The 20,891-nt window shown below is 71.3% G+C and carries 17 protein-coding genes, 1 other RNA gene and 1 pseudogene; 7 read left to right on the top strand and 12 right to left on the bottom strand.

Annotated features, from left to right (window positions below; translation table 11 throughout):
• Positions 1-112: 112 nt before the first annotated feature.
• From KIS93_RS19650 to KIS93_RS19635, 5 genes and pseudogenes are all read right to left on the bottom strand, one after another.
• The gene (locus KIS93_RS19650) at positions 113-1,069 is read right to left on the bottom strand and encodes a helix-turn-helix transcriptional regulator (RefSeq protein WP_080046394.1); all 957 of its coding nucleotides are present in this window, start codon (positions 1,067-1,069) and stop codon (positions 113-115) included.
• A gap of 151 nt (positions 1,070-1,220) precedes the next feature.
• Positions 1,221-2,129, bottom strand: coding sequence for an NADP-dependent oxidoreductase (locus KIS93_RS68995; protein WP_418115110.1), 909 nt, complete (start codon positions 2,127-2,129; stop codon positions 1,221-1,223).
• 63 nt (positions 2,130-2,192) lie between these two features.
• Positions 2,193-3,137, bottom strand: a pseudogene (locus KIS93_RS68990) (zinc-binding dehydrogenase); the annotation flags it as partial.
• A 40-nt stretch (positions 3,138-3,177) separates the two neighbouring features.
• Entirely contained in the window at positions 3,178-4,605 is a 1,428-nt protein-coding gene (locus KIS93_RS19640; protein ID WP_080036228.1) for an Nramp family divalent metal transporter, read from the bottom strand.
• Between the two features lie 219 nt (positions 4,606-4,824).
• Complete coding sequence (locus tag KIS93_RS19635) at positions 4,825-5,613, bottom strand: GNAT family N-acetyltransferase (protein WP_080036229.1); 789 nt, start codon at positions 5,611-5,613, stop codon at positions 4,825-4,827.
• A gap of 193 nt (positions 5,614-5,806) precedes the next feature.
• On the opposite strand from KIS93_RS19635, the gene KIS93_RS19630 reads away from it, so the two are divergent.
• Complete coding sequence (locus tag KIS93_RS19630) at positions 5,807-6,205, top strand: SSI family serine proteinase inhibitor (protein ID WP_155126279.1); 399 nt, start codon at positions 5,807-5,809, stop codon at positions 6,203-6,205.
• Between the two features lie 326 nt (positions 6,206-6,531).
• Here the strand turns inward: KIS93_RS19630 and KIS93_RS19625 are convergent, their stop codons facing one another.
• Positions 6,532-7,080, bottom strand: a complete 549-nt coding sequence (locus KIS93_RS19625) for a DinB family protein (protein WP_080036232.1) — start codon at positions 7,078-7,080, stop codon at positions 6,532-6,534.
• 108 nt (positions 7,081-7,188) lie between these two features.
• Here KIS93_RS19625 and KIS93_RS19620 point away from each other — a divergent pair, with 108 nt between their 5' ends.
• Together KIS93_RS19620 and KIS93_RS19615 are read left to right on the top strand one after the other, a co-directional pair.
• Positions 7,189-8,148, top strand: coding sequence for a helix-turn-helix transcriptional regulator (locus tag KIS93_RS19620; RefSeq protein ID WP_080036233.1), 960 nt, complete (start codon positions 7,189-7,191; stop codon positions 8,146-8,148).
• Positions 8,149-8,809: 661 nt separating this feature from the next.
• Positions 8,810-9,307, top strand: a complete 498-nt coding sequence (locus KIS93_RS19615) for a DinB family protein (RefSeq protein WP_080036234.1) — start codon at positions 8,810-8,812, stop codon at positions 9,305-9,307.
• A gap of 899 nt (positions 9,308-10,206) precedes the next feature.
• Here KIS93_RS19615 and KIS93_RS19610 read toward each other — a convergent pair.
• From KIS93_RS19610 to KIS93_RS19600, 3 genes are all read right to left on the bottom strand, one after another.
• Entirely contained in the window at positions 10,207-11,301 is a 1,095-nt protein-coding gene (locus KIS93_RS19610; RefSeq protein WP_246005323.1) for a M20 family metallopeptidase, read from the bottom strand.
• Positions 11,302-11,827: 526 nt separating this feature from the next.
• A complete protein-coding gene (locus KIS93_RS19605) occupies positions 11,828-12,856 on the bottom strand; it encodes a dipeptidase (RefSeq protein ID WP_080036236.1) in 1,029 nt (342 codons plus the stop codon).
• An 861-nt stretch (positions 12,857-13,717) separates the two neighbouring features.
• A complete protein-coding gene (locus KIS93_RS19600) occupies positions 13,718-15,172 on the bottom strand; it encodes a flavin-containing monooxygenase (protein WP_080036237.1) in 1,455 nt (484 codons plus the stop codon).
• 121 nt (positions 15,173-15,293) lie between these two features.
• Between KIS93_RS19600 and KIS93_RS19595 the strand changes: the two genes are divergently transcribed.
• From KIS93_RS19595 to rnpB, 4 genes are all read left to right on the top strand, one after another.
• Positions 15,294-16,094: a Nif3-like dinuclear metal center hexameric protein gene (locus KIS93_RS19595; RefSeq protein WP_080036238.1), complete on the top strand. Its 801-nt coding sequence runs from the start codon at positions 15,294-15,296 to the stop codon at positions 16,092-16,094.
• 2 nt (positions 16,095-16,096) lie between these two features.
• Positions 16,097-16,837: a zinc ribbon domain-containing protein gene (locus KIS93_RS19590; RefSeq protein ID WP_080036239.1), complete on the top strand. Its 741-nt coding sequence runs from the start codon at positions 16,097-16,099 to the stop codon at positions 16,835-16,837.
• Positions 16,834-18,135: a bifunctional RNase H/acid phosphatase gene (locus KIS93_RS19585; protein WP_080036240.1), complete on the top strand. Its 1,302-nt coding sequence runs from the start codon at positions 16,834-16,836 to the stop codon at positions 18,133-18,135. Before KIS93_RS19590 ends, KIS93_RS19585 begins: the two co-directional genes overlap by 4 nt.
• 144 nt (positions 18,136-18,279) lie before the next feature.
• Positions 18,280-18,671, top strand: an RNA gene (gene rnpB / locus KIS93_RS19580) — RNase P RNA component class A.
• A 21-nt stretch (positions 18,672-18,692) separates the two neighbouring features.
• On the opposite strand, the gene KIS93_RS19575 is transcribed toward rnpB, so the two are convergent.
• The 3 genes from KIS93_RS19575 to KIS93_RS19565 form a co-directional block, all read right to left on the bottom strand.
• The gene (locus KIS93_RS19575; RefSeq protein ID WP_155126282.1) at positions 18,693-18,881 is read right to left on the bottom strand and encodes a hypothetical protein; all 189 of its coding nucleotides are present in this window, start codon (positions 18,879-18,881) and stop codon (positions 18,693-18,695) included.
• Positions 18,882-19,166: 285 nt separating this feature from the next.
• Entirely contained in the window at positions 19,167-19,802 is a 636-nt protein-coding gene (locus tag KIS93_RS19570) for a class I SAM-dependent methyltransferase (protein ID WP_080036241.1), read from the bottom strand.
• 89 nt (positions 19,803-19,891) lie between these two features.
• Positions 19,892-20,629, bottom strand: coding sequence for a serine hydrolase (locus KIS93_RS19565; RefSeq protein WP_186404327.1), 738 nt, complete (start codon positions 20,627-20,629; stop codon positions 19,892-19,894).
• Positions 20,630-20,891: the final 262 nt, after the last annotated feature.

The raw sequence follows: 20,891 nt of genomic DNA, 5'->3' as shown, positions 1-20,891 counted from the left end.
CCGCCTCCTCAGCGGCCCCCGACCGCCCGCCTCCTCAGCGGCTCCCGACCGCCCGCCTCCTCAGCGGCCCCCGACCGCCCGCCTCCTCAGCGGCTCCCGACCGCCCGCCTCCTCAGTGGCCCCCGGCCGCCCGCCGGTAGCGTTCCGACAGCCCCAGGACGTGCTCGGCCAGCTCCGGCGGGTCGAGCACCTCGAAGTCCACGCCGATGAACCCGACCCACACCGCGATCCCGTTGAGGTCGTCACCGCCCAGCTTCAGCACGCAGGTGCCCTCGTCCACCGGCTCGACCTCCAGGCCGAGCGGCAGCTCCCGCATCCGCTCGGCGGGCGCGTGCAGCAGCACCGTCGCCCGGTACCGCCACATCGCCGTGTTCAGCCCCTTCTCCACGTACGCCGCCACGTCGCCGTCGCCCGGCAGCTCGCGCGGCGTGAAGCGCGGCCCCGACGGCGTGCGCAGGCGTATCCGGTCCACCCGGAACGTGCGCCAGCCGTCACGGTCCACGTCGTAGCCCACCAGATACCAGCGGCCGCGCCGGTGCACCAGGCGGTGCGGCTCCACGTTCCGCACCGTCGGCTCGCCTTCGTGGGCCGTGTAGTCGAAACGCAGGCCCTCGTGGTCGCGGGCGGCGTTCGCGATCGTGGTCAGCACCTCCGGCGGCACGGACGGCGCGCTGCCCGGGATCTGCACCGTGTACGCGTTCAGCGCGCTCACCCGCCGCCGCAACCGCGACGGCAGCACCTGCTCCAGCTTGGCCAGCGCGCGCACCGAGCTCTCCTCGATCCCCTCCACGCCGCCCCCGGCCGCCCGGCCCAGCCCCACCGCCACCGCGACGGCCTCCTCGTCGTCCAGCAGCAGCGGCGGCAGCGCCGCCCCCGCCCCCAGCCGGTAACCGCCGGCCACGCCCGGGGTGGCGTGCACCGGGTAGCCGAGCGAACGCAGGCGCTCGACGTCGTTGCGGATCGTCCGCGTGGAGACGCCGAGCCGGGCCGACAGCTCGGGGCCGGACCAGTCGCGGTGCGCCTGGAGGAGGGAGAGGAGCTTGAGCAGGCGGGCCGAGGTTTCCAGCATGAGCACCAGTGTGCCCGCTCATGCGGCAAGGTGGCTTCCGCATTACGGCCCGAGCCGTGGTGATCGCCGGCTTGCCCGCGTTCTGCCTTACGCCGGAGCGGTGCCGATCACCGGCTTGCTTGCGTTCTGCCCTACGCCGGATCGTTGCCGATCACCAGCTTGCCCAGGAAGCGGTGCTGATCACCAGCTTGCCCAGGAAGTGGCCCTCCTCGCTGCGGCGGTGGGCGTCCGCGATGCGCTCCAGCGGGAACACCTCGGCGACCGGCAGCCGCACGTGCGGCGCCTCGCGCAGGGCGCGGGCCGCCGCGGCGGCCCCGTCGCCGGTCGAGAACCGCACCCCGAGCCGCTGCGCCCCGTCCCGGTCCGCGATCGTGATCACCCGGTTCGGGTCGCCGGTCAGCCGTACCGACAGCTCCAGCTCGCCCCGGCCCGAGGCGTCCAGCACCCGATCGACGGACGGTGGCAGGCGCCGCTCCAGCCCCTCCCCGTAGGCCACGGGACGCACGCCGAGGCCGCGCAGGAAGTCGTGGTGGCGCTCGCTCGCCGTGCCGATGACCGTGACGCCCTGGGCGAGCGCGAGCTGCGCGGCGGCCAGGCCGACGCCGCCCGCGACCGCGTGGATCAGCAGCGTCTCCCCCTCCTCGACACCCAGGTCGCGCAGGGCGCGCCGAGCCGTCTCGACCGCCACGGGCAGCGCGGCGGCCTCCTCGTACGTGAGATCGTCCGGCTTGGGCGCCAGGGCTTCGGCCTCGGCGATCGCGTGCGTGGCCACCGCTCCCGGCGCCACCTGCCCGTACACCGGGTCGCCGAGCCGCAGCCCGCGCACGCCAGGGCCGAGCGCGTCCACCGTGCCCGCCAGCTCCATGCCGGTGCCCTGCGGCCCGTCCGGCGCGGCGCCGCGGAAGCCCCGGCGCAGCTTCCAGTCGATCGGGTTCACGCCCGCCGCCCTGACGGCCACCCGCACCTGGCCGGGGCCCGGCTCCGGCAGCGGGACCTCCACTATCTCCAGCACCTCCGGCCCGCCGTGCCGGCTGTACCGGGCCGCCCGCGCGCTCGCCACCAGCAGCGCCTTGCCGACCAGCTCGCGCGACTGCAGCGCGGCGTGCGCCTCGGCCGCCCGCTCCAGCGGCACGACCAGGCCCACGGCGGTCGCGAGCCGGCCCGCCGCCGCCTCCTTGAACGTCCGCTCGGCCAGCCGCCTGAACTCGTCGGGGGCGAACTGGACCTGCTCCATGCCGATCAGCCGGACGCCGCGCCGCCCGGCCTCCGCGGGATCGACGGGCGCCACGGAGCCGCTCGGCACCCCGTACGCGAAGAACCGGCCGCCGGACGCGACCAGCTCGAACGCCGCCGCGCCGACCTCCCCACCGACCCCGTCGAACACGACCTCGAAGCTCATCGCGGCGACCCCGTCGTCCCGCACGCCGCCGGAGCTCCCCGCGCCGGCCCCGTCGTCCCGCACGCCCTCGGAACTCCCCGCGAGCTCCGGGTAGTCCACGGCCTGCGCCGCTCCCGCCTCCAGGGCCGCCGCCCGTTTGGCTTGGCCGTGCGCCGCCGCCGTCACGCGGGCGCCGGCCGCGCTCGCCAGCCGTACGAGCGCCAGACCCAGCGCGCCACCGGCCCCCGTGACCAGCACCCGCGCGCCCGGCCGCAGCTCGGCCGCCTCGACGAGGCTCAGTGCCGCGGGCCCGACCTGGACGAGCGCCGCCGCCTGCCACAGCGGCACCTCGTCGGGCACCGCGACGAGCGTCTCCACCCCGGCCACGGCCCGCTCGGCGTAGGCGCCGCCGCCGGGGAGCAGCGCGGCCACCCGCCGTCCCACCCACCCGGCTTCGACACCGTCACCGGCCGAGATCACCCGCCCGGCCACGCCCGTGCCGGGCACGAACGGCGGCCGGGCGGGGAACCAGTCACGCCCCCACCCGGCCCGCAGCTGCGCGTCGATGGACATCACGTCCACCACCGACACACCGATCACGACCTGCCCCGGCCCCGCCACGGGCTCTGGCACCCGCTTGGCCACGAGCACGTCGGGACCGCCGAACTTCGTCACCTCGACAACCTTCATGCCGCCGAGTGTGCAACCTCAAGCTCGGTTGAGGTCAACTTCAGAAGAGCTTCCCCGCCTGCTGGATGACCACGATCACGGTCAGCGTCCCGAAGAACGCCACCGACCAGATCAGCGCCCCCAGCCGGTACGAACGCACCTTGAGCGCCTCCGGCAGCGCCCGCCGGTTCAGCACGATCAGCAGGATCGAGTACACGAACATCATCACGGCCGCGAAGCACGCCGAGAACACCAGCAGGATCAGCGGCTGGTCCAGGCCCGCCAGCAGGATGGCGATGCCGATCAGCGCCATCGCCCACACCGTGTAGAAGTAGACCCGGTTCACCGAGACGGGCTTGTCCCGCAGGTAGACCGTCTTGATCGTGTCGGAGGCCAGGCGCGAGGTGTAGTCGACGATGCCCATGGCCGAGGCGAACAGGGCCAGCGCCCCGATCACCCAGAACAGCACGCCGAACCACGTACCGACGCTGCCCTGCAGCACCTGGCCCTCCACCTTGAGGAAGCCGATGCTGTTCTCCAGCCCCGGCCGGCCGAACACGGTGGAGTGGGCCAGCATCGACATGAGCGCGATCGTCAGGAACGACACCACGGCGAACGTCCACGCCTGCTCGACGTTCGCGAAACGCCACCACTGCTTCCAGCGCGCCAGGTTCTCCTTCGTCGGCGCGAACTGGAAACCGGTCGAGGAGACCGCCTCTTCCTGGCCGGTCACGGGGCTGACCAGGCGCGGGACGTACAGACCCATGCCGAAGCCCTTGTCGCGGATCCAGTTGCTCTGGCACAGGTTCTGGCCGCCGCCCGCGCCCGCGTACGCGATGGCGCCCATCAGCACCGCGAAGTCCAGCGGCGGCACCGGGAACCTGGCCCCGACGGTCAGGCCCTTGCCCAGCTCCAGCCAGCTGTCCGCGTTGATCGCGAACAGGATCGCCACCACGATCAACGTCGCCACCAGCGCGATCTTCACGAAGATGACCCGTTCGAGCAGGACGTAGATCACGGGCGCCATGGTCAGCCCGATCGCGATCACCAGCAACATGCCGATCGCGATCCACCGCACCGAGCCCTGGCCCGAGCCCGTCAGGTACGTCACCATGGTCGCGGACGTGGTCACCCAGCCCGGCCACAGGTTCGAGCACAACGTCATGATCACGAAGACGAGGCCCCAGTGCTTCCACATACGGCTGAAACCGGTCAGCGCGGTCTCGCCGGTGGCCAGCGTGTAGCGCTCGATCTCCATGTTCAGGAACCACTGGGTGATGATGCCTATCGCCGCGCCCCAGATGAAGACCAGGCCGACCTGTGAGGCGATGTACGGCCACAGGATGAACTCGCCCGACGCCAGCCCGACACCGGCGCCCACCAGACCGGGGCCGATGATGCGCCACGTCGACCGAGGCGGCTCCGGCAGGTCGCGGACGGCGACGGCCGGTAGGACTCTCGCAGGAACGGTGGGGGTGAATTCCGCCATGCGGATCTCCTTGCTTGCTTGCTTATCCGCCACATTACAGAGACCCGAAACAGTGGTGGAATACCTAGTTAATTACCATCCGGCACGCGGCGCTCTCTGGTCGGAGACGACCCCGCATGCGCGGCGCTCTCTGGTTGAAGGCGACCCGCACGCGCGGTGCTCTCTAGGTGGAGACGACACCGCACGCGCTGCGATCTCCAGTTGGAGGCCGCCATGCACTCACCGCGCTCTCTCGTTCATGACCACCACGTACTCGCCGCCCTCCGTGAACCGCGTCACCCGCGCCCCGGCAGCCATGGCGCCGCCCAGCGCCTCCCGCACCGCCATCCGCCAGGCCATCGCCGCCGCCGCGTCCTGCCGCCGCAGCCGCTCGACATCGCGCGGCGTCCCCACGAGCACCACCCGCCGCCCGCGCGCGTCCTCCGCGACCAGGGGCTGCCCGTCGTCCGCCTCCCGCACCAGCGGGTACGCGTCCTCTGCCCCTTCCTTCTCCTTCTCCTCTTCGTGAACGCGCCACACCGCCAGCAACCGATCGGAAGCGTCCCCCTCGTTGATCGCGTCCGCCATCGCCCCGTAGAACTCCGTCAGGTACGCCTCCGGCCGGGCGCCCAGCTTCACCAGGTTGAAATAGGCGTTCCGCCGGACCAGCGGGTCGAACGTCCACGTGATCCGCTCCAGCCCCCGCTCCTGGCACCAGGCCCGCTGGTGCAGCTTCAGCGCGTACCCCACCCCCTTGCCGATGACGGCGCCGGTGACGTGCGAGTGCAGCGACCGGTCCGCCGCCAGGAACCCCACGGACGCCCCCACCATCGCATCGCCCGCGAACGCCCCGGCCACGTAGTTGCCCGTGTGCGCGAACCCGGCCATCAGCTCCACCGTCACCGGCGCGTTCGCGGGCTCCGGATGCCAGATCTCGTCGAAGAGCCGGTAGACCTGCTCGAACTCGCCGAGCTCCCGCAACTCCCTGATCACCACACCGGCCCGGGCCGCCGCCTGCTCATGCTCCATGCCTCCATTTACGCACGCGCCCGGCGGCGTCCACCCGCACGACCCGGTCCATGAGCTGCACGGACACCTCTCTGTATCATCACCATCACTCAGAGCTATCCCTGCTGCTCATGGCCGCCGCGACCCGCCCGCCTGTAGTCATGGTGCGTGCGCCGTCCCGCCCCCGGGACGCCCATTGACCAGGGAGGACATCATGTCGCTCGTGCTGACCGCCGTCCGCAGGATCGCCACGCTCGGGCTGTGCGCGGCCGCGGCCCTCGCCGGCCCGTTCACGACGCTCCCCGCCCACGCCGCCGCCGGGGCCGACCTCATCATCACCGTCACCCCGCGCACCGACGGCGCGTACTCGATGCGCCTCACCTGCGACCCGGACGGCGGGCTGCATCCGTACCCGTCGGAGGCGTGCGACGCGCTCCGCTCGGTGGACGGCCGCGTGTACGACCTCGACCTCGACTCCCGACCGTGCCCGCTGATCTGGGATCCGGTGGACGTCGAGGTGCGGGGGCACTGGTACGAGCGGCCTGAGGTGTACTACGAGCGGTTCCCGAACCGCTGCACGATGGAACACAGACTGGGACCGGTCACCGGCTGACAGACCCCTGACGGCGCTGCCCGCCCGCGAACCGGGCAGCGCCCTCCATGACCTGGCCTCCCGCCCTCACCCCCAGCTTCGACCTCGAACCCCGGCCCCCCGACTTCCCGCCCCCAGCCCCGACCTCGGATTCCAGCCCCGGCCTCCGGTCCCAGCCCTCCAGCTTGCAAGCCACGTCCAGCCCCCGGCCTGAAAGCGCCCTCAACCCCAGACCTGCGAGGCGCCCTCAGCCCCAGACCTGCAAGCCGCCCTCAGCCCCAGACCTCCAAGCTGCCCCCTCAACCCCAGACCTCCAAGCCGCCCCCTCAACCCCCGTGTGCGGCTCATCAGCCCATGCTCTTCGCCCCATCCAGCGACTCCCGGATGATGTCGGCATGCCCGGCATGCTGCGAAGTCTCGGCGATGATGCCCAGCAGCACCCGCCGCGCCGAACGGCGCTCGCCGGGCTTGAACCACGGAGCGGCCGGCAGCGGGTGGTCGACGTTCAAGTCAGGCAGGGAGACGATCAGCTCATCGGTCCTGCGCGCCACCTTCTCGTACTCGGCCAGCGCCCCGGCCAGCGTCTCGTCGGGCAGCAGCCGGAACCCGTCCTCCCACGACGAGTAGTCGTCCTCGCTCATGGTGGAGTAGTCGGGCATGGCGGACGGGCCGTTCAGGATGAAGTCGACCCAGCTCCGCTCGACCGCGGTCACATGCTTGATCAGCCCGCCCAGGGACAGCTCGCTGGCGGTCGTGCGCAGCCGGGCCTGCTCGTCGGTGAGGTCGCGGGTGGTGAAGCGCAGGAAGTGCCGGCTCTGCGCCAGCGCCGCCAGGAGGTCGGCCCGCTCCCCGGTCACTTCGCTGGTCTGGTGGCTGCTCGGCGTGTTGACGGTCATGATCGCTGCCTTCCTCTGGGACGTTTCCTGCCGCTCAAGAACAGACTGCCAGCCATAACGGTCACTTCCTGACCTGAATCACCGGAATCTCGCGGAAGAATGAAAGGCATGGCGAACACCAGCACCCGGACGCTGAGGCTGCTGTCCCTGCTCCAGACCCACCGCTACTGGCCGGGCCCCGAGCTGGCCGAGCGCCTCGGCGTGTCGGCCCGCACCCTGCGCAGGGACGTCGACCGGCTGCGCGAGCTGGGCTACCCCGTCCAGGCGCAACGCGGCGTGGACGGCGGCTACCAGCTCGCCGCCGGCGCGGCCCTGCCGCCCCTGGTGATCGACGACGAGGAGGCCGTCGCCCTGGCCGTCGGCCTCCAGGCCGCCGCCCAGAATCCGGTGGAGGGCATCGCCGAGTCGTCCCTGCGCGTGCTCGCCAAGGTGGTGCAGGTCATGCCGGTACGCCTCCGGCACCGCATCGACGCGCTGCGCGCCATGACCGTCTCCGCCGGCTGGGGCGGCGGCCAGCCCAGGGCCGCCGTCGACCCGGGCGTCCTCACCACGATCGCCCTGACCTGCCGCGACACCGAACGGCTGCGCTTCTCCTACACCGCCGCCGACGGCCGGCACACCGAACGCCACACCGAGCCCCACCGGCTCGTCTCCCTCGGCCGCCGCTGGTACCTGGTCGCCTACGACCTCGAACGCCACGACTGGCGCAGCTTCCGCGTCGACCGGCTGTCCGTCCCGCAGGGCACCGGCGCCCGCTTCCGCCCCCGCCCCCTCCCTACGGCCGACGCCGCCACGTTCGTCCGCTCCCGCCTCGACGACCTACCCCGCTCCCACCGCGTGGAGGTCCTGGTCAACGCCCCCGCCGTACGCGTCCGCGAACGCATCGGCAAATGGGCCACCATCGAAGAACTCGACCCCACGCACTGCCGCGTCCACATGGTCACCGACAACCTGGAATGGCCGATCATGGCCCTGGGCGCGCTGGGCGCCGACTTCCGCGTCCTCAACCCGCCCGAACTCCTCACCCAACTCCACGACTGGGGCGCCAGATTCACCCGCGCCCAATAACCCCTCACCGGTCACGACCTCCCGCAAGGCCCACCCTCACCCACCAGAGGACCCCCTTGCCCACCCCCCGGCGGGAACCACGTAAGCCCACCCCCGCCGGGAGTCGCGGATAGCCGACGGCACCTACGCCTCCACCCTCCCGATCCCCCTGCCGCCGCCGACACCGTGACATCACCTGAAACTTCATCACCTACATCTGCCGCCACCGCAAGAACCTGTTCCCCCGCGCATCCACATCCTGATCGCCAACACGCCCGCCCCGCACCCGAAGCCATCCACCGCTGGTACGCCACCCTCCTCCCTCCCCACCTAAATCCGTTGCACCCGCAACCCGCAGCCCCGCAGGATCATCACAACGAACCCACCACCCAGGGACGGGGCGGGAGACCGGCCCGCACACCGGCACCGAGGCCGCCACCGATACCCGAGCGCCGAGCGAAGACTGAGGCCCGCGCCCAACGCCGCAAGACAACCAAGACCGGCCCCATCACTCGGGAGAGGATCGAGCCCGAGCCCCATCACCGGGAAGAGGACCAAGCCCGGAATCCGACGCAGGAAGAGCCCCAAGAACAAGCTCCGACGACGAGAGCCAGCACCAACAACAAGACCCAACAGCAGGAGAAGGCGCCAACGACAAGGCCCCACGACAGGGAAGAGCCCCATGAACGAGATCCTCCTCGACGCGATCCGCCACAACAACTGGGCAACCAAACGCCTCATCACGTTCTGCCAGGACCAGAACCTGTCAGCAGATCAACTCGAGGTCCCAGGCGTTGGCACTTTCGGCGGCATCCTCGCCACCCTCCGCCACATCGTGGGTTGCGACGCAAGCTACGGGGCACGCCTGGCCGACACGGACGTCTCCTGGCTCCACACCTTGGACGAGGCCGACCTACAGGAGCTACACGCAAGAGCATCCGAGGTCGAACAGCTCTGGGAAGACGTACTGTCCAAGCCGATCGACGTAGAACGCATCGTGGTAGTGGACGAGGGAACCCGCGAGGTCCGCGCCGGCATCTTCCTGGCCCAGGCACTCAACCACGCAAACCACCACCGCGAGCAGATCTGCGCCATCCTGACAGGCTTCGGCATCCAACCCCCGGACATCCAGGCATGGGAGTACGCCTGGACCACCGGCCGCATCTGGGACCGCACGTAACCTGCCCTGGTGGCCTACCTCAGGCGGGCCTGCGCGGTGCTCGACGCCGGCTACCCGCCGAAACGCTCCCCCATCCTCCTCACCCCAACCCCACCGTCCTCACCCCAACCCCATCCTCCTCACCCCAACTCCACCGTCCTCACTCGAACTCCACCGTCCTCACTCGAACTCCACCGTCCTCACCTGAACTCCACCGTCCTTGCGGGGACCCCACCGTCCTTGCGGGGACCCCACCGTCCTTGCGGGGACCCCACCGTCCTTGCGGGGACCCCACCGTCCTTGCGGGGACGCCACCGTCCTTATGGGGATCCCACCCTCCTCAGCGGGAGCCCTCCGTCCTTGCGGGGACCTATCCTCCTCACCCGGACCCCAATGCTCTCACCCGCTCCTAAACGTCCTAGTCCCCAGCTCCGGGCCTCCACCCTGCTCTGCTCTGTACTCTCACTTCGTCCCCACCTCGGCCCCTCACGCGGCCTGGCCTGGATACCTCGCCTCTCCTGCGCTCCGGCGCCCACCCGGTCCCGTGCCCTGCCATCCTCGCCCCGCTCCCGCTGGCCCCGTCGGCTACGCCTTGCCCCATTGGCCCCGCCGTGCCTCGACCCGTGTCTCGACCCGTGCCCTGCCCAGCCATGCCCGGCCTGCGCCCTACCCCCAACCGCACCCGCCCTCGGCCCGCGCGGCCCCTGTCCTCCCAACCGTGCCTCGGGTTGTGCCTTGCCAACCGCGCCCCGGTCTGCGCTCTGCCCTGGCCACTACCCTCCTCGGCCCATGTCCTGCCGACCGTGCCGTGCCGTGCCTTGCCCCGGCTCGTACCCTCCCTTGGCCCATGCCCTGCGCTGGCCCGTGCCCCCGGCGGTCGCGTAGGACATGGCGTCCGATGCCCCGGCCGCTCAGGTGCTTCACCGGACCGCTTCGATGAGTGCTCGCAGGAGGGCTACGCGTGCCGGCATCTCGGCGACGATCACGTGTTCGTGGTCCGCGTGAGCCCCGCCGCCGACGGCGCCCAGGCCGTCGAGGGTGGGGCAGCCGACTCCGGCGGTGAAGTTGCCGTCAGAAGCGCCGCCCACTGAGGCCGACGCGAGCGGGCCCAGGCCCAGCCCTGTCGCCAGCTCCTGGGCCAGGGTGAAGAGGGTGGCCGACATCGAGGGCTCCAAGGGGGGACGGTTAGGGCCGCCGGTGATCTCCAGTCGGGTGCCTGGCGCCACGGGCCGCAGGGCGTGCATGGCCTCGTCCACCCGGGTCTGCTCCGCCACCTCCGCCACCCGCACGTCCACGCCCACCGAGGCGGCGGCCGGCACCGTGTTGAGGGACGTGCCGCCGGACAGCACCGTGGGGGTGACCGTGGTCGCGCCCGCGCCCATGGCGGCGATGGTGAGGATCTGGTGGGCCAGCTCGATGCCCGCGTTGGCGCCCTTCTCCGGCTCCAGGCCCGCGTGTGCGGCCTTGCCGTGCACGGTGACGGTGTAGTTGGAGGTGCCCTTGCGTGCCGTCTTCAAGGCGCCGCCGTCGGCGCTCGCCTCCATGACGAAGGTGGCGGCCAGCCCGCGGGCAGTGTCCTGGATCAAGGGCGAGGACGTGAGCGAGCCGACCTCCTCGTCGCCGGTGATCAGCAGCGTGACGCCGTCGAGCGAGTCGAGCCCGGCCAGCGCGTGGAACGTCTGCACCAGCCCCGCCTTCATGTCGAAGACCCCCGGCCCTCGTGCCACCCCGTTGACCAGGGACCACGGGTGGGTGGCCAGGGTGCCGATGGGCCAGACGGTGTCGTGGTGCCCGAGCAGGAGGACCCTGGGCGTGCCGAACGACCAGCGCAGGTGCGTGACGCCGTCGATCACCAGGAACTCGGGGGCGGTGCCCAGGTGGCGGGCACCCATCGCGGCCACCACCTTCGCACTGCGGGCCACGGCTTCGAGGTCGCTGGAGAAGGACTCGCACAGGACCAGCTCCTCCAGGTCTTCGACCATGCCGGCGGCCTGCTGGGAAGTGTTGTCGGTCATGCTCACGATGATCGCCCCTGAAGCTGTGCGGAGGTGCTGGTCATGAGGGGGTAGTGGGGGCTGCTGGTCTTGAGTGGGTGCCGGACGGTGGCGGTCACAAGGGGGTGCCAGGAGGTGGCGGTTACGGGGAGACGGCTGGCGGTGGCCGTCACGAGGGGGTCCCGGGAGGCAGCCGTCATGAGGTAGGGCCGGGAGGTGGCGGTCACGAGGGGGTGCCGCGAGGTGGTGGTTATGGAGAGGCGTCTGGCGGTGGCCGTCACAAGAGGATGCCAGGCGGTGGCAGCCATGTGAGGGTGCTGAAAGGCGCTCGTTTCGAGGAGGTGCTGGGAGGGGCCAGCTTCAAGAGGGGGCCGGTACGTGGCGGTTACGAGGCGGCGCTGGGCAGTGGCGGTCACGCGAAGACGACGGAAGGCGGCGGTCACGCGGGGGTCCCCGGAGGCGGCGGTCACGCGGTGGTGTTCGGAGGTGGCGGTCATGCGGGGGTGCCCGGAAATGGCGGTTATCGGAGGGGGCTGGGAGGGAGTGGTCATGAGAGGAGCTGGCCGAAGAAGCGGTGCACGTTTCCGCCGATGATCTGCATGACGTCCTTCTCCGGCAGCCCGCGTGCGAGCAGGCCCTCCGTGACCATGGGCAGCCCGGCCGGGCCCTCCAGGCCGGGGATGGCCTGCTTCGGGTTCACGCCTCTTGTGTAGAGGTCTTCGCAGCAGGGTGGCGTGAGGTCGTCCATCACCTCGCGGATGAAGTCGGGGCCGAGGCCCACGTGATCGATGCCGGCCACGGACACGATGTGTTCGATGTGGTCGAGCAGCCGGTCGAGGGTCATGTCGTCCTCGTGCTCGGCGAGGAACGGGGCGAAGAAGTTGACGCAGATGACGCCGCCGGTGGCGGCGACGGCGCGGAGCTGGTCGTCGGTGAGGTTGCGGTGGTGGTCGCGCAGGGCTCGGGCGGAGGAGTGGGTGGCCATGACCGGTCGGGTGGCCAGCTCCAGCACGTGGGCGACGCCGGACGCGCCCAGGTGGGAGATGTCGAACACGATGCCGAGACGCTCCATCTCCTGCAAGGCCGCGATGCCGGCGGAGGTCAGGCCGCTGCCCGTCGCGTCCTCGCCGCTGCCGTCGGCCAGCTGCGTGCGGCCGAAGTGGGCGATGGAGGCCACCCGGACGCCCAGGCGGTGCATGGTCGGGATCAGCTCGACGCTGGCGTCGAGGCCGGGCATGCTCTCCATCGCGAGCACCAGGGCGATCTTGCCTTCGTCGAGGGCCCGGTCGATGTCTGAGGCGTCGAGGCACAGGCGTACGTGATCGGGGTTGCCCTCCGCCAGCACGTGGGCGCACTCGATCATGCGGAGGGTCTGCCGCAGCGCGCCCTCGGGAAGATACTGGTCGTCGATGAAGACCGGCAGCACCTGAAGATCGACGCCTCCGTCGCGGAGCTGGGGCAGCCATCTCTCCCTGAAGAACGAGGCCCACTGGTGCGGCGGTCTCGCGGAGACCGCCATCAGCAGGTCGTTGTGGGTGTCGGCCACGACAGCGCGCTGGTGCAGGGGAAGCGTCATGGCAGGACGGTATCGCGAGGCTGGGACCTGCAACAATGCGTCCCAGGTCCGATCTTTTGGATCACTTGTACGACCTGGGTTTGATGGCCAGGGAGAGGGGCGCCTGGCGGGCGAGTGGGTGCCAGGTGGGGCATCGTCGCCGGGCATGTCACTCACGGGAGCGCCCATGTCTGCAGGAGGTCCTGCGGGTCGATGGTGCAGGGTGGCTCACCGCGAGGTGGCTGGTCGCGAGGGGGCTGATCGTGAGGGGGCTGATCGTGAGGTGGGTGGGCGCCATGCGACGGGAGACCTTAAGGCCGTGGAGCGTGGTGGCGAACGGTAGGGACACGGAGCCGCATGGCGGGAAGTCGTGCGGAGGGGAGCGGCGTGGCAGGGCAGCCGCACGGGCGAGAAGCCATGCGGAGGGAACCGTGCGGGCGGGGCGGGAGGGACGCGGAGCCGCAGGAGCTGTTGGAGCCGCAGGAGTCGCGCGGTTGGGCAGCCGCACAGGCGAGAAGCCGTACGGAGGGAACTGTGCGGCCGGAAAGCTGAGCAAGACGCTGAGCAGCGCGGAAGGGGAGCCGCGCGGGGTCACGTCACGGGGCGCGGAGCTGTGGGGGAGGGGAGCCGCACGGGGACGCGCTCACGGGCGCAGAGCTGTATGGGAGGGGAGCCGCACAGTCGCAGAGCCACATGGAAGGGGGCTGGGCGGATGCAGACCCTATGGAAGGGCAGCCGTGCGGAAGGGGGCAATGCGGAAGAGCCGCGCGGAAGGAAGCCATGCGGAAGGGAGCCGCGCGGAAGGGAGTCGCGCGGACGTGGCCGTTAGGGATGGGGGAGCCGCATGGGCGGGGCGTTCGCGGGCGGGCGGTTGCCCAGGTTTCAGGGTTGGGCCGGTTGGGGGGATCCGATCGGTTGGTAGGCGGGTTGGGGTGGGCGGGTGGTGAGGCGGCGGTACAGGGTGGTGGGGCCGGGCCAGTTGTTGGTGATCCGGCCGGACGCGGTCTTGTACCAGCTCTGACACCCCGCCCCCCAAACCATCCGCTCCATGGCCGCGTCGAGTTGCCGCCGCCAGGCCGCCATGACCTCGGGCCGTACTTCGATGGGCCCGTTCACGGCCAGGTACGGCAGGCACGCCATGACATGGTCGACCTGGCATTCGATCATGAAGATGATCGAGTTGTGCCCGAGGTTGGTGTTGGGCCCGTACAGCAGGAACAGGTTGGGGAAGGCGGGCACGGAGATCCCCAGGTACGCCTCGGCGCCGCCGGCCCACCGCTCCTCCAGTGACTGCCCTTCGCCCCCGACGACCTCCATGGGGGCGAGGAACTCGGTGCTGTTGAAGCCGGTGGCGTACACGATGGTGTCCGCCTCGTACGTTCCTTCGGTGGTCTGGATGCCTTTGGCGGTGACCCGTACGATCTTGTCGGTGACCAGCGATACGTTGGGCCTGGTCAGGGCGGGGTAGAAGGTGCTGTCGATGACGACCCGCTTGCAGCCGGGCGGGTAGTCGGGCGTCAGTCTGGCGCGGAGTGCGGGGTCGGGCACCTGGTCGCGCAGGTGCCGCAGGGCCCGCTGCTTGAGCAGGCGCACGCTCCATCCCTGGGCGAGCGCGGGGTAGAGGGTGGTTTCGGCGTACCGGTAGATCCATTCGCGGTAGGCGCGCTGCAGGCCGGGGAGGTGGCGGAAGGCGAGCCGGGTGAGCGGCCCGAACGTGGCGTCGGGTTTCGGGATCACCCAGTTGGGGGTGCGCTGGAAGACGTGCAGGTGCTCGGCGCGTTCGGCGACGCGCGGGATGAGCTGGGCGGCGGAGGAGCCGTTCCCGATGACGGCGACGCGCCGGCCGGTGAGGTCGTGCGCGTGGTTCCAGCGCGCGGAGTGGAACGAGACCCCCTCGAACTCCGTCATGCCGGGAATGTCCGGCAGGCGGGGCCGGTTGAGCTGCCCCACCCCCATGACCACCACGTCGAACGCCTCCGTGCCGCCCGCCGTGGTGACCTGCCACTTCGCGCCGTCGAAGACGGCCCGCCGTACTTCGGTGTTGAATCGGATCTTTCGCCTGACGTGGTATTTGTCGGCGCAATGTTCGAGGTAGGCGAGAATTTCCGGCTGTTCGGGATAGCGGCGGGTCCAGCTCGTGTACTTCTCGAACGAGTACGAGTACAAATGCGAGGGAATGTCGCACCCGGCCCCGGGATAGCTGTTGTCGCGCCAGGTGCCGCCCAGGTCCCCGGCCTTCTCGTAGACCGTGTACGAGCGAATGCCCGCCCGTTCGAGCTGGATCGCCATGCACATCCCGCCGAAACCCGCTCCGACGATCGCGACGCTGGGTGCCATGCCGCCCTCCGAACGCAAGTCAGGATTCACTTACATTACGCCGAACCTCGTTCTCAAGACACCCCTGCCCGCGCCCGCCGCGAGCCGTCCCGCGGGCCGGTAGTCTGCGCAGGTGGCTGCTGTGACGTTGACTGACGTGATCGAGGTGCTCGAGGCGGCCTACCCGCCCGCCCGGGCCGAGTCGTGGGACGCGGTGGGCCTGGTCAGCGGCGACCCGGCCCAGCAGGTGCGCAAGGTGCTGCTCGCGGTCGACCCGGTCGCCGCCGTCGCCGAGGAGGCGCTCGACTGGGGCGCCGACCTGATCGTCACCCACCACCCCCTCTACCTGCGCGGCACCACTTCGGTGGCCGCCACCACGCCCAAGGGCAGGCTCGTCCACACCCTGATCAAGAACGACATCGCCCTCTACACCGCCCACACCAACGCCGACGTCGCGAACCCCGGCGTGTCCGACGCTCTGGCCAGGGCCGTCGGGCTGGTCGGCGACCTGGTGCCGCTGCAGCCGTTCCCCGACGACCCGTGGCGCGGGCTGGGCCGCGTCGGGGAGCTGGCGGAGAAGACGACGCTGGGCGAGTTCGCGCGGCGCGCCGCGGAGGGGCTGCCGCGCACGTCGTGGGGCATCCGCGTGGCGGGCGACCTGGCCCGGCCCGTCCTGCGCGTGGCCGTCAGCGGCGGCGCGGGCGACTCACTCCTCGGTACGGCCGCCGCCGCGGGCGTCGACGTGTTCCTCACGGCGGACCTGCGGCATCATCCGGCCAGCGAGTTCGTGGAGTCGGGCGGGCCCGCGCTGATCGACGCCGCGCACTGGGCGACCGAGTGGCCCTGGCTCGACAGCGCGGCGTCCATCCTGCGCGAGAGTGGCGTTACCGTTGAAACACGTGTCTCCGCCACGGTCACCGATGCTTGGACAAGAGGATATTGATCATGAAAGCAGCCCCTGAGGCACAGAAGCGACTGCTCGACCTGGCAGAGCTCGACTCCGTGATTGATCGGCTGGCGCACCGCCGCCGCACCCTGCCCGAGCTGGCCGAGATCGACGAGCGCTCCAAGTCGTACGCCAGGCTCGCCACCCAGGTGATCGAGGCCGAGACCGAGGCCGGCGACCTCGCCCGCGAGCAGACCAAGGCCGAGAGCGACGTCGACGCCGTGCGCACGCGTGCCGACCGCGACCAGAAGCGCCTCGACTCCGGAGCCGTGACCTCGCCGCGCGACCTCGCGAGCCTGCAGTCCGAGATCGCCTCGCTGCACAAGCGGCAGGGCGACCTCGAAGAGGTCGTGCTGGAGATCATGGAGCGCAGGGAGGCCGCCGACTCCAAGGTCAGCGACCTGGTGGCCAAGCGCGACGAGGAGCGGGCCGCCCTGTCCGCGGCGGAGGACCGCCGCGACGCCGCACTCAACGAGATCGAGAAGGAGGCGGGCGAGGTCCAGGCCCGCCGCGCGGGCGTCGCCGGCGACATCCCCGCCGACCTGCTCAAGCTCTACGAGAAGCTCAGGGAGCAGTACGGCGTGGGCGCCGCCATGCTGCACGGCGGCCGGTGCCAGGGCTGCAAGGTGGCCCTGTCCATCGCCGAGATGAACCGCATCAAGGCCGCCCCCCACGACGAGGTGCTCCGGTGCGAGGAGTGCCGCCGCATCCTCGTCCGCACCGCAGAGTCGGGCCTGTGACCTCGTACGTCATCGAGGCCGACGGCGGCTCGCGCGGCAACCCCGGCCCCGCCGGCTACGGCGCGGTCGTCAAGGACGCCTCCGACGGCCAGGTGCTGGCGGAGGCGGCCGAGGCGATCGGCGTCACGACCAACAACGTCGCCGAGTACCGCGGGCTGATCGCCGGCCTGCGGGCCGTGCTCGACGTGGGCGGCGACGGGGCGCAGGTCGCGGTCCGGATGGACTCGAAGCTGGTCGTCGAGCAGATGGCGGGCCGCTGGAAGATCAAGAACGAGGGGCTGCGCCCGCTCGCGGCCGAGGCCGGCTCGCTGGTCAGGCGGCTGCGGGTGACGGAGTGGACGTGGATCCCCCGCGAACGCAACTCCCACGCCGACCGCCTGGCCAACGAGGCGATGGACGCCGCCGCCAAGGGCCTGACCTGGAAGGCGGGCGGCACCACCACCCCGGCCGCGCCCGACGCATCCGAGGGGCAGGCGTCCGGCTCGAAACCGTCGGGCACGAAGGCGTCGGGCACGAAGGCGTCCGGCACGAAGGCGTCCGGCACCGCGACCTCCGTCCAGCAGACGGATCTGCTCGACGCGGGCGACATGTCCGAGCTGTCCGCCCCCACCGCCTCCGTGGCCTCCGCCCAGGCCAGGGTCACGGGCCAGGGCAAGGGCACCGGCTGGGCCCCGCCCACCCGCGTCGCCACGTCCCTGCTCCTCCTCAGGCACGGCGAGACGGAGCTGTCGCTGGAGCGCAGGTTCTCGGGCCGCGGCGAGGCCGAGCTCACGGCCAACGGCCTGGCCCAGGCGTCGGCGGCGGCGGCGAGGCTGGCGCGCGACCCGTACCGTCTCGACGTGATCGTCACCTCGCCGCTCAAGCGCGCCCGGCAGACCGCGGAGGCGGTCGCCGAGCAGGCGGGCGTCGAGGTCGAGGTGTTCGACGACCTCAGGGAGGCCGATTTCGGCGCCTGGGAGGGGCACACGTTCACGGAGGTGCAGCGCCGCTGGCCGGCCGAGCTGACCGCGTGGCTGTCCGACCCCGACGTGGCGCCGCCGGGCGGCGAGAGCTTCGCCGAGACCGGCCGCCGCGTGCAGGCGGCCAGGGAGCACCTGGTGGAGCGCTACGCGGGCAAGACGGTGCTCGCGGTCTCCCACGTGACCCCGATCAAGCTGCTCCTCAGAGACGCCCTGCTGGCGCCGCTGCAGTCCCTCTACCGCATGCACCTCGACCTGGCGTGCCTGTCGCTGATCGAGTACTACGCCGACGGGCCTGCCGTGGTGAAGTCGTTCAACGACACCTCGCACCTGCGCTGACCGGGGCCGTGCCGGGTGCCAGTGAGCCACCCGGCACGACCGCCGCGACGCCACCGCCCCCCTCAGGCGATGACTCCGCCATTCCAGCGAATCGATCTTGTCGCTGGGTTGGGAACGGCTTGGGATTTGATACAGTCCACCAGACGAGTCGGCCGGGCGGCCGCGTCGGGCCACACCAGGCCCGCCGAGGAAGGTCCGGGCTCCACAGGGCAGGGTGGTCGGTAACGCCGACCCGGGGTGACCCGCGGGACAGTGCCACAGAAAGCAGACCGCCTCCCGGCCTGGCCGGGGGGTAAGGGTGAAAGGGTGGTGTAAGAGACCACCAGCGCCCACGGTGACGTGGGCGGCTAGGTAAACCCCACCCGGAGCAAGGTCAAGAAGGGACGCTCTCCGGAGCGTTCCGCGCGCGACGTTCGAGGGCTGCCCGCCCGAGTCGTGCGGGTAGACCGCTCGAGGCCGCCGGCAACGGCGGTCCTAGATGGATGGTCGCCCCTTCGCAAGAAGGACAGAACCCGGCCTACAGGCCGGCTCGTCACCCATCACCATCCTGGCGGTGGCTACGGCTTTCTGTGGTTGAGGCTGACGATCGTGAGCGCCAGCCCGGCCACCCCCACGAAGGCGGCTCCGGCGGCGGCTCCCGCCGCCATCAGCTCGGCCTTGGTGTCCACGAGCACCAGGATCGCCACGAACAGGGCGACGATGGCCGCCACGCCGAGGGCGAGTGTCACATGCCAGCGACTGTCCATCCCGCCTACCTCCATTGGGGAGCACGCCGATTCGAGTGACGTGTCTGCGAAGCATGCTCGGCCCGCGCAACGGGTGTGAGGGCGAGCGGTGTGGCTAGCGCGCGTTGCTACCGACCAGTACGTGATCAGTTTACGGCTGCTGACCAGGGCAATCGAGGTTATTGACACATGCGACAGCGTGTCTTGGCAAAGAGTCCCGCGATTCTGAGTGGCCCGCGCGAAGAGTCCCGCGATTTCTGAGCCGCCTGCTGGCTTCCGGGCGTGCCGCCGGACCCACGCCGTGCGCTACGTGCGGGCGCACCCCAGCACATGCGTCATCCGGGGCATCCCCGGTTGCGGTGAGAAGCCGAACGTGTCGGAGTCCGTCACCTCGAACCCGGCCCGGCGGATCGCCTCCAGGGTGTTCCTGTTCGGGTGGCAGCCGCCCGCGGCCAGGCGCCACAGCGGGGTGATCAGGTCCTCCAGGAGGCCGAACGCCGGGTTCGGTGAGCGTACGTGCTCGTAGAAGCGCAACTCGCCGCCGGGCCTGAGGACCCGCGCGGCCTCCGCCAGTGCCCGGGGCTGGGAGGGGACCGAGCACAGCACCAGCGACACCACCACGACGTCGAACGCGGCGTCGCCGGACGGCAGTGCCTCCGCGTGGCCGGGCACCACCGACACCGGCACGGGCGCCGACGGTGCCTGGGCCGTCGCCAGGGAGCGCAGGACGTCGTCCGGCTCCACGGCCACGACCTCCGTCACCCCAGGGCCGTAGTGGGCGAAGTTGCGGCCGTTGCCGGCCCCGACCTCGATCACCCGCCCCTCGGCCCCGGCCAGCAGCCGCCGCCGGTGCTCGTACGCGCCCCGCCGGTCGACGAGCTCGGCCACCCGCGCGTACGCCTGGGCGAAGCGCGGATGCTGGAAGTCGGCCTGTCGCGTCATGGCATCCTCTCGGAGCGGCGTCTTCCGGGCCGCGTCATCGCGTCCCCTCGGAACGGCTCCTTCCAGCATGCCTCACCGCCCGGCACCCCTCACCGGGCGATCACGGCTTTGGCGACGAGCTTGCTGACGTGCTCGACCGCCTTGATCCCCGCCCCGAGCGAGAGGTGCCGGCGGGAGACGACGGCGATCAGGTACGTGCGGCCTCGCGCGCGTACCCGGCCGATGCTGTTGACCGTCCACCGGCCCCCGTCGCGCTCGCGGGGCAGCCAGCCGTTCTTGAGCTCGGCGTGCCCGCCGATCGCGCTCACGCCCCACGCCTGCTCGGGCGTCACGCCGCGCATGAGCGCCAGCACGTAGCGGCGGTGCCGGGCGGACAGAGGGCTCTTGGGGGAGACGAGCGCGGTCAGCAGGCGTACCTGGTCGGCGGCGCTCGTGGTGGTCGAGCCCCACGCGCCTCCCGGCCCGGGGCGTGTATCCCGTAATCCGAGCTTCCTGTTGGCCGCGGCGAGGCCCCTGGAGCCGCCGATCGCCGCCCACAGCCGGGACGCGGCGCCGTTGTCGCTCACCTTGATCGCCTGCGCGGCCGCCCGCTTCTCCCACGCCCGCAGCCCGCGCCGCTCCCGCTGGGCCCGCAGCAGCAGCGCCATCACGAGGTTCACCTTGACGATGCTGGCCGTGGCCGTCCTCAGGCCGCGGTTGTAGGTGTAGGAACGGCCGGAGAAGAGCTCCCGTACCGACACGGCGAGGTCGCCCGGGAGGTCGTCGAGGTAGCGGTCCAGCGAGCGGGTCAGGGCCTTGCGGTACGAAGGGCGCGGGGCCACCGCCATGACCGAATCGTGCGGGGCCGCCGCGGTCGCCGGTTCCGGCGCGGACACCACCGACACAGGGGGCAAGGGGACGGGCGGGGGGAGGGGGACACCGCTCGACGACAGGAGGGCCGGCAAAGCGAGCACACCCGCCAGAGCGACCCAGCACCGCGCCGACACCCCCGGCACCAGCGCGAACGCCATGAAACGCATGGCGGGCAGCATTCCTGCCCGGCTGTTTCCACGGTGTTAGCACGGTGAGGGGCGGAGGTGGTTTCGTTCC

This window comes from [Actinomadura] parvosata subsp. kistnae (assembly GCF_900323885.1).
GTDB classification, from domain to species: Bacteria; Actinomycetota; Actinomycetes; order Streptosporangiales; family Streptosporangiaceae; genus Nonomuraea; species Nonomuraea composti.
Note: the sequence above shows the minus strand (reverse complement) of the source record. Positions and strands in the feature narration are given on the sequence as shown.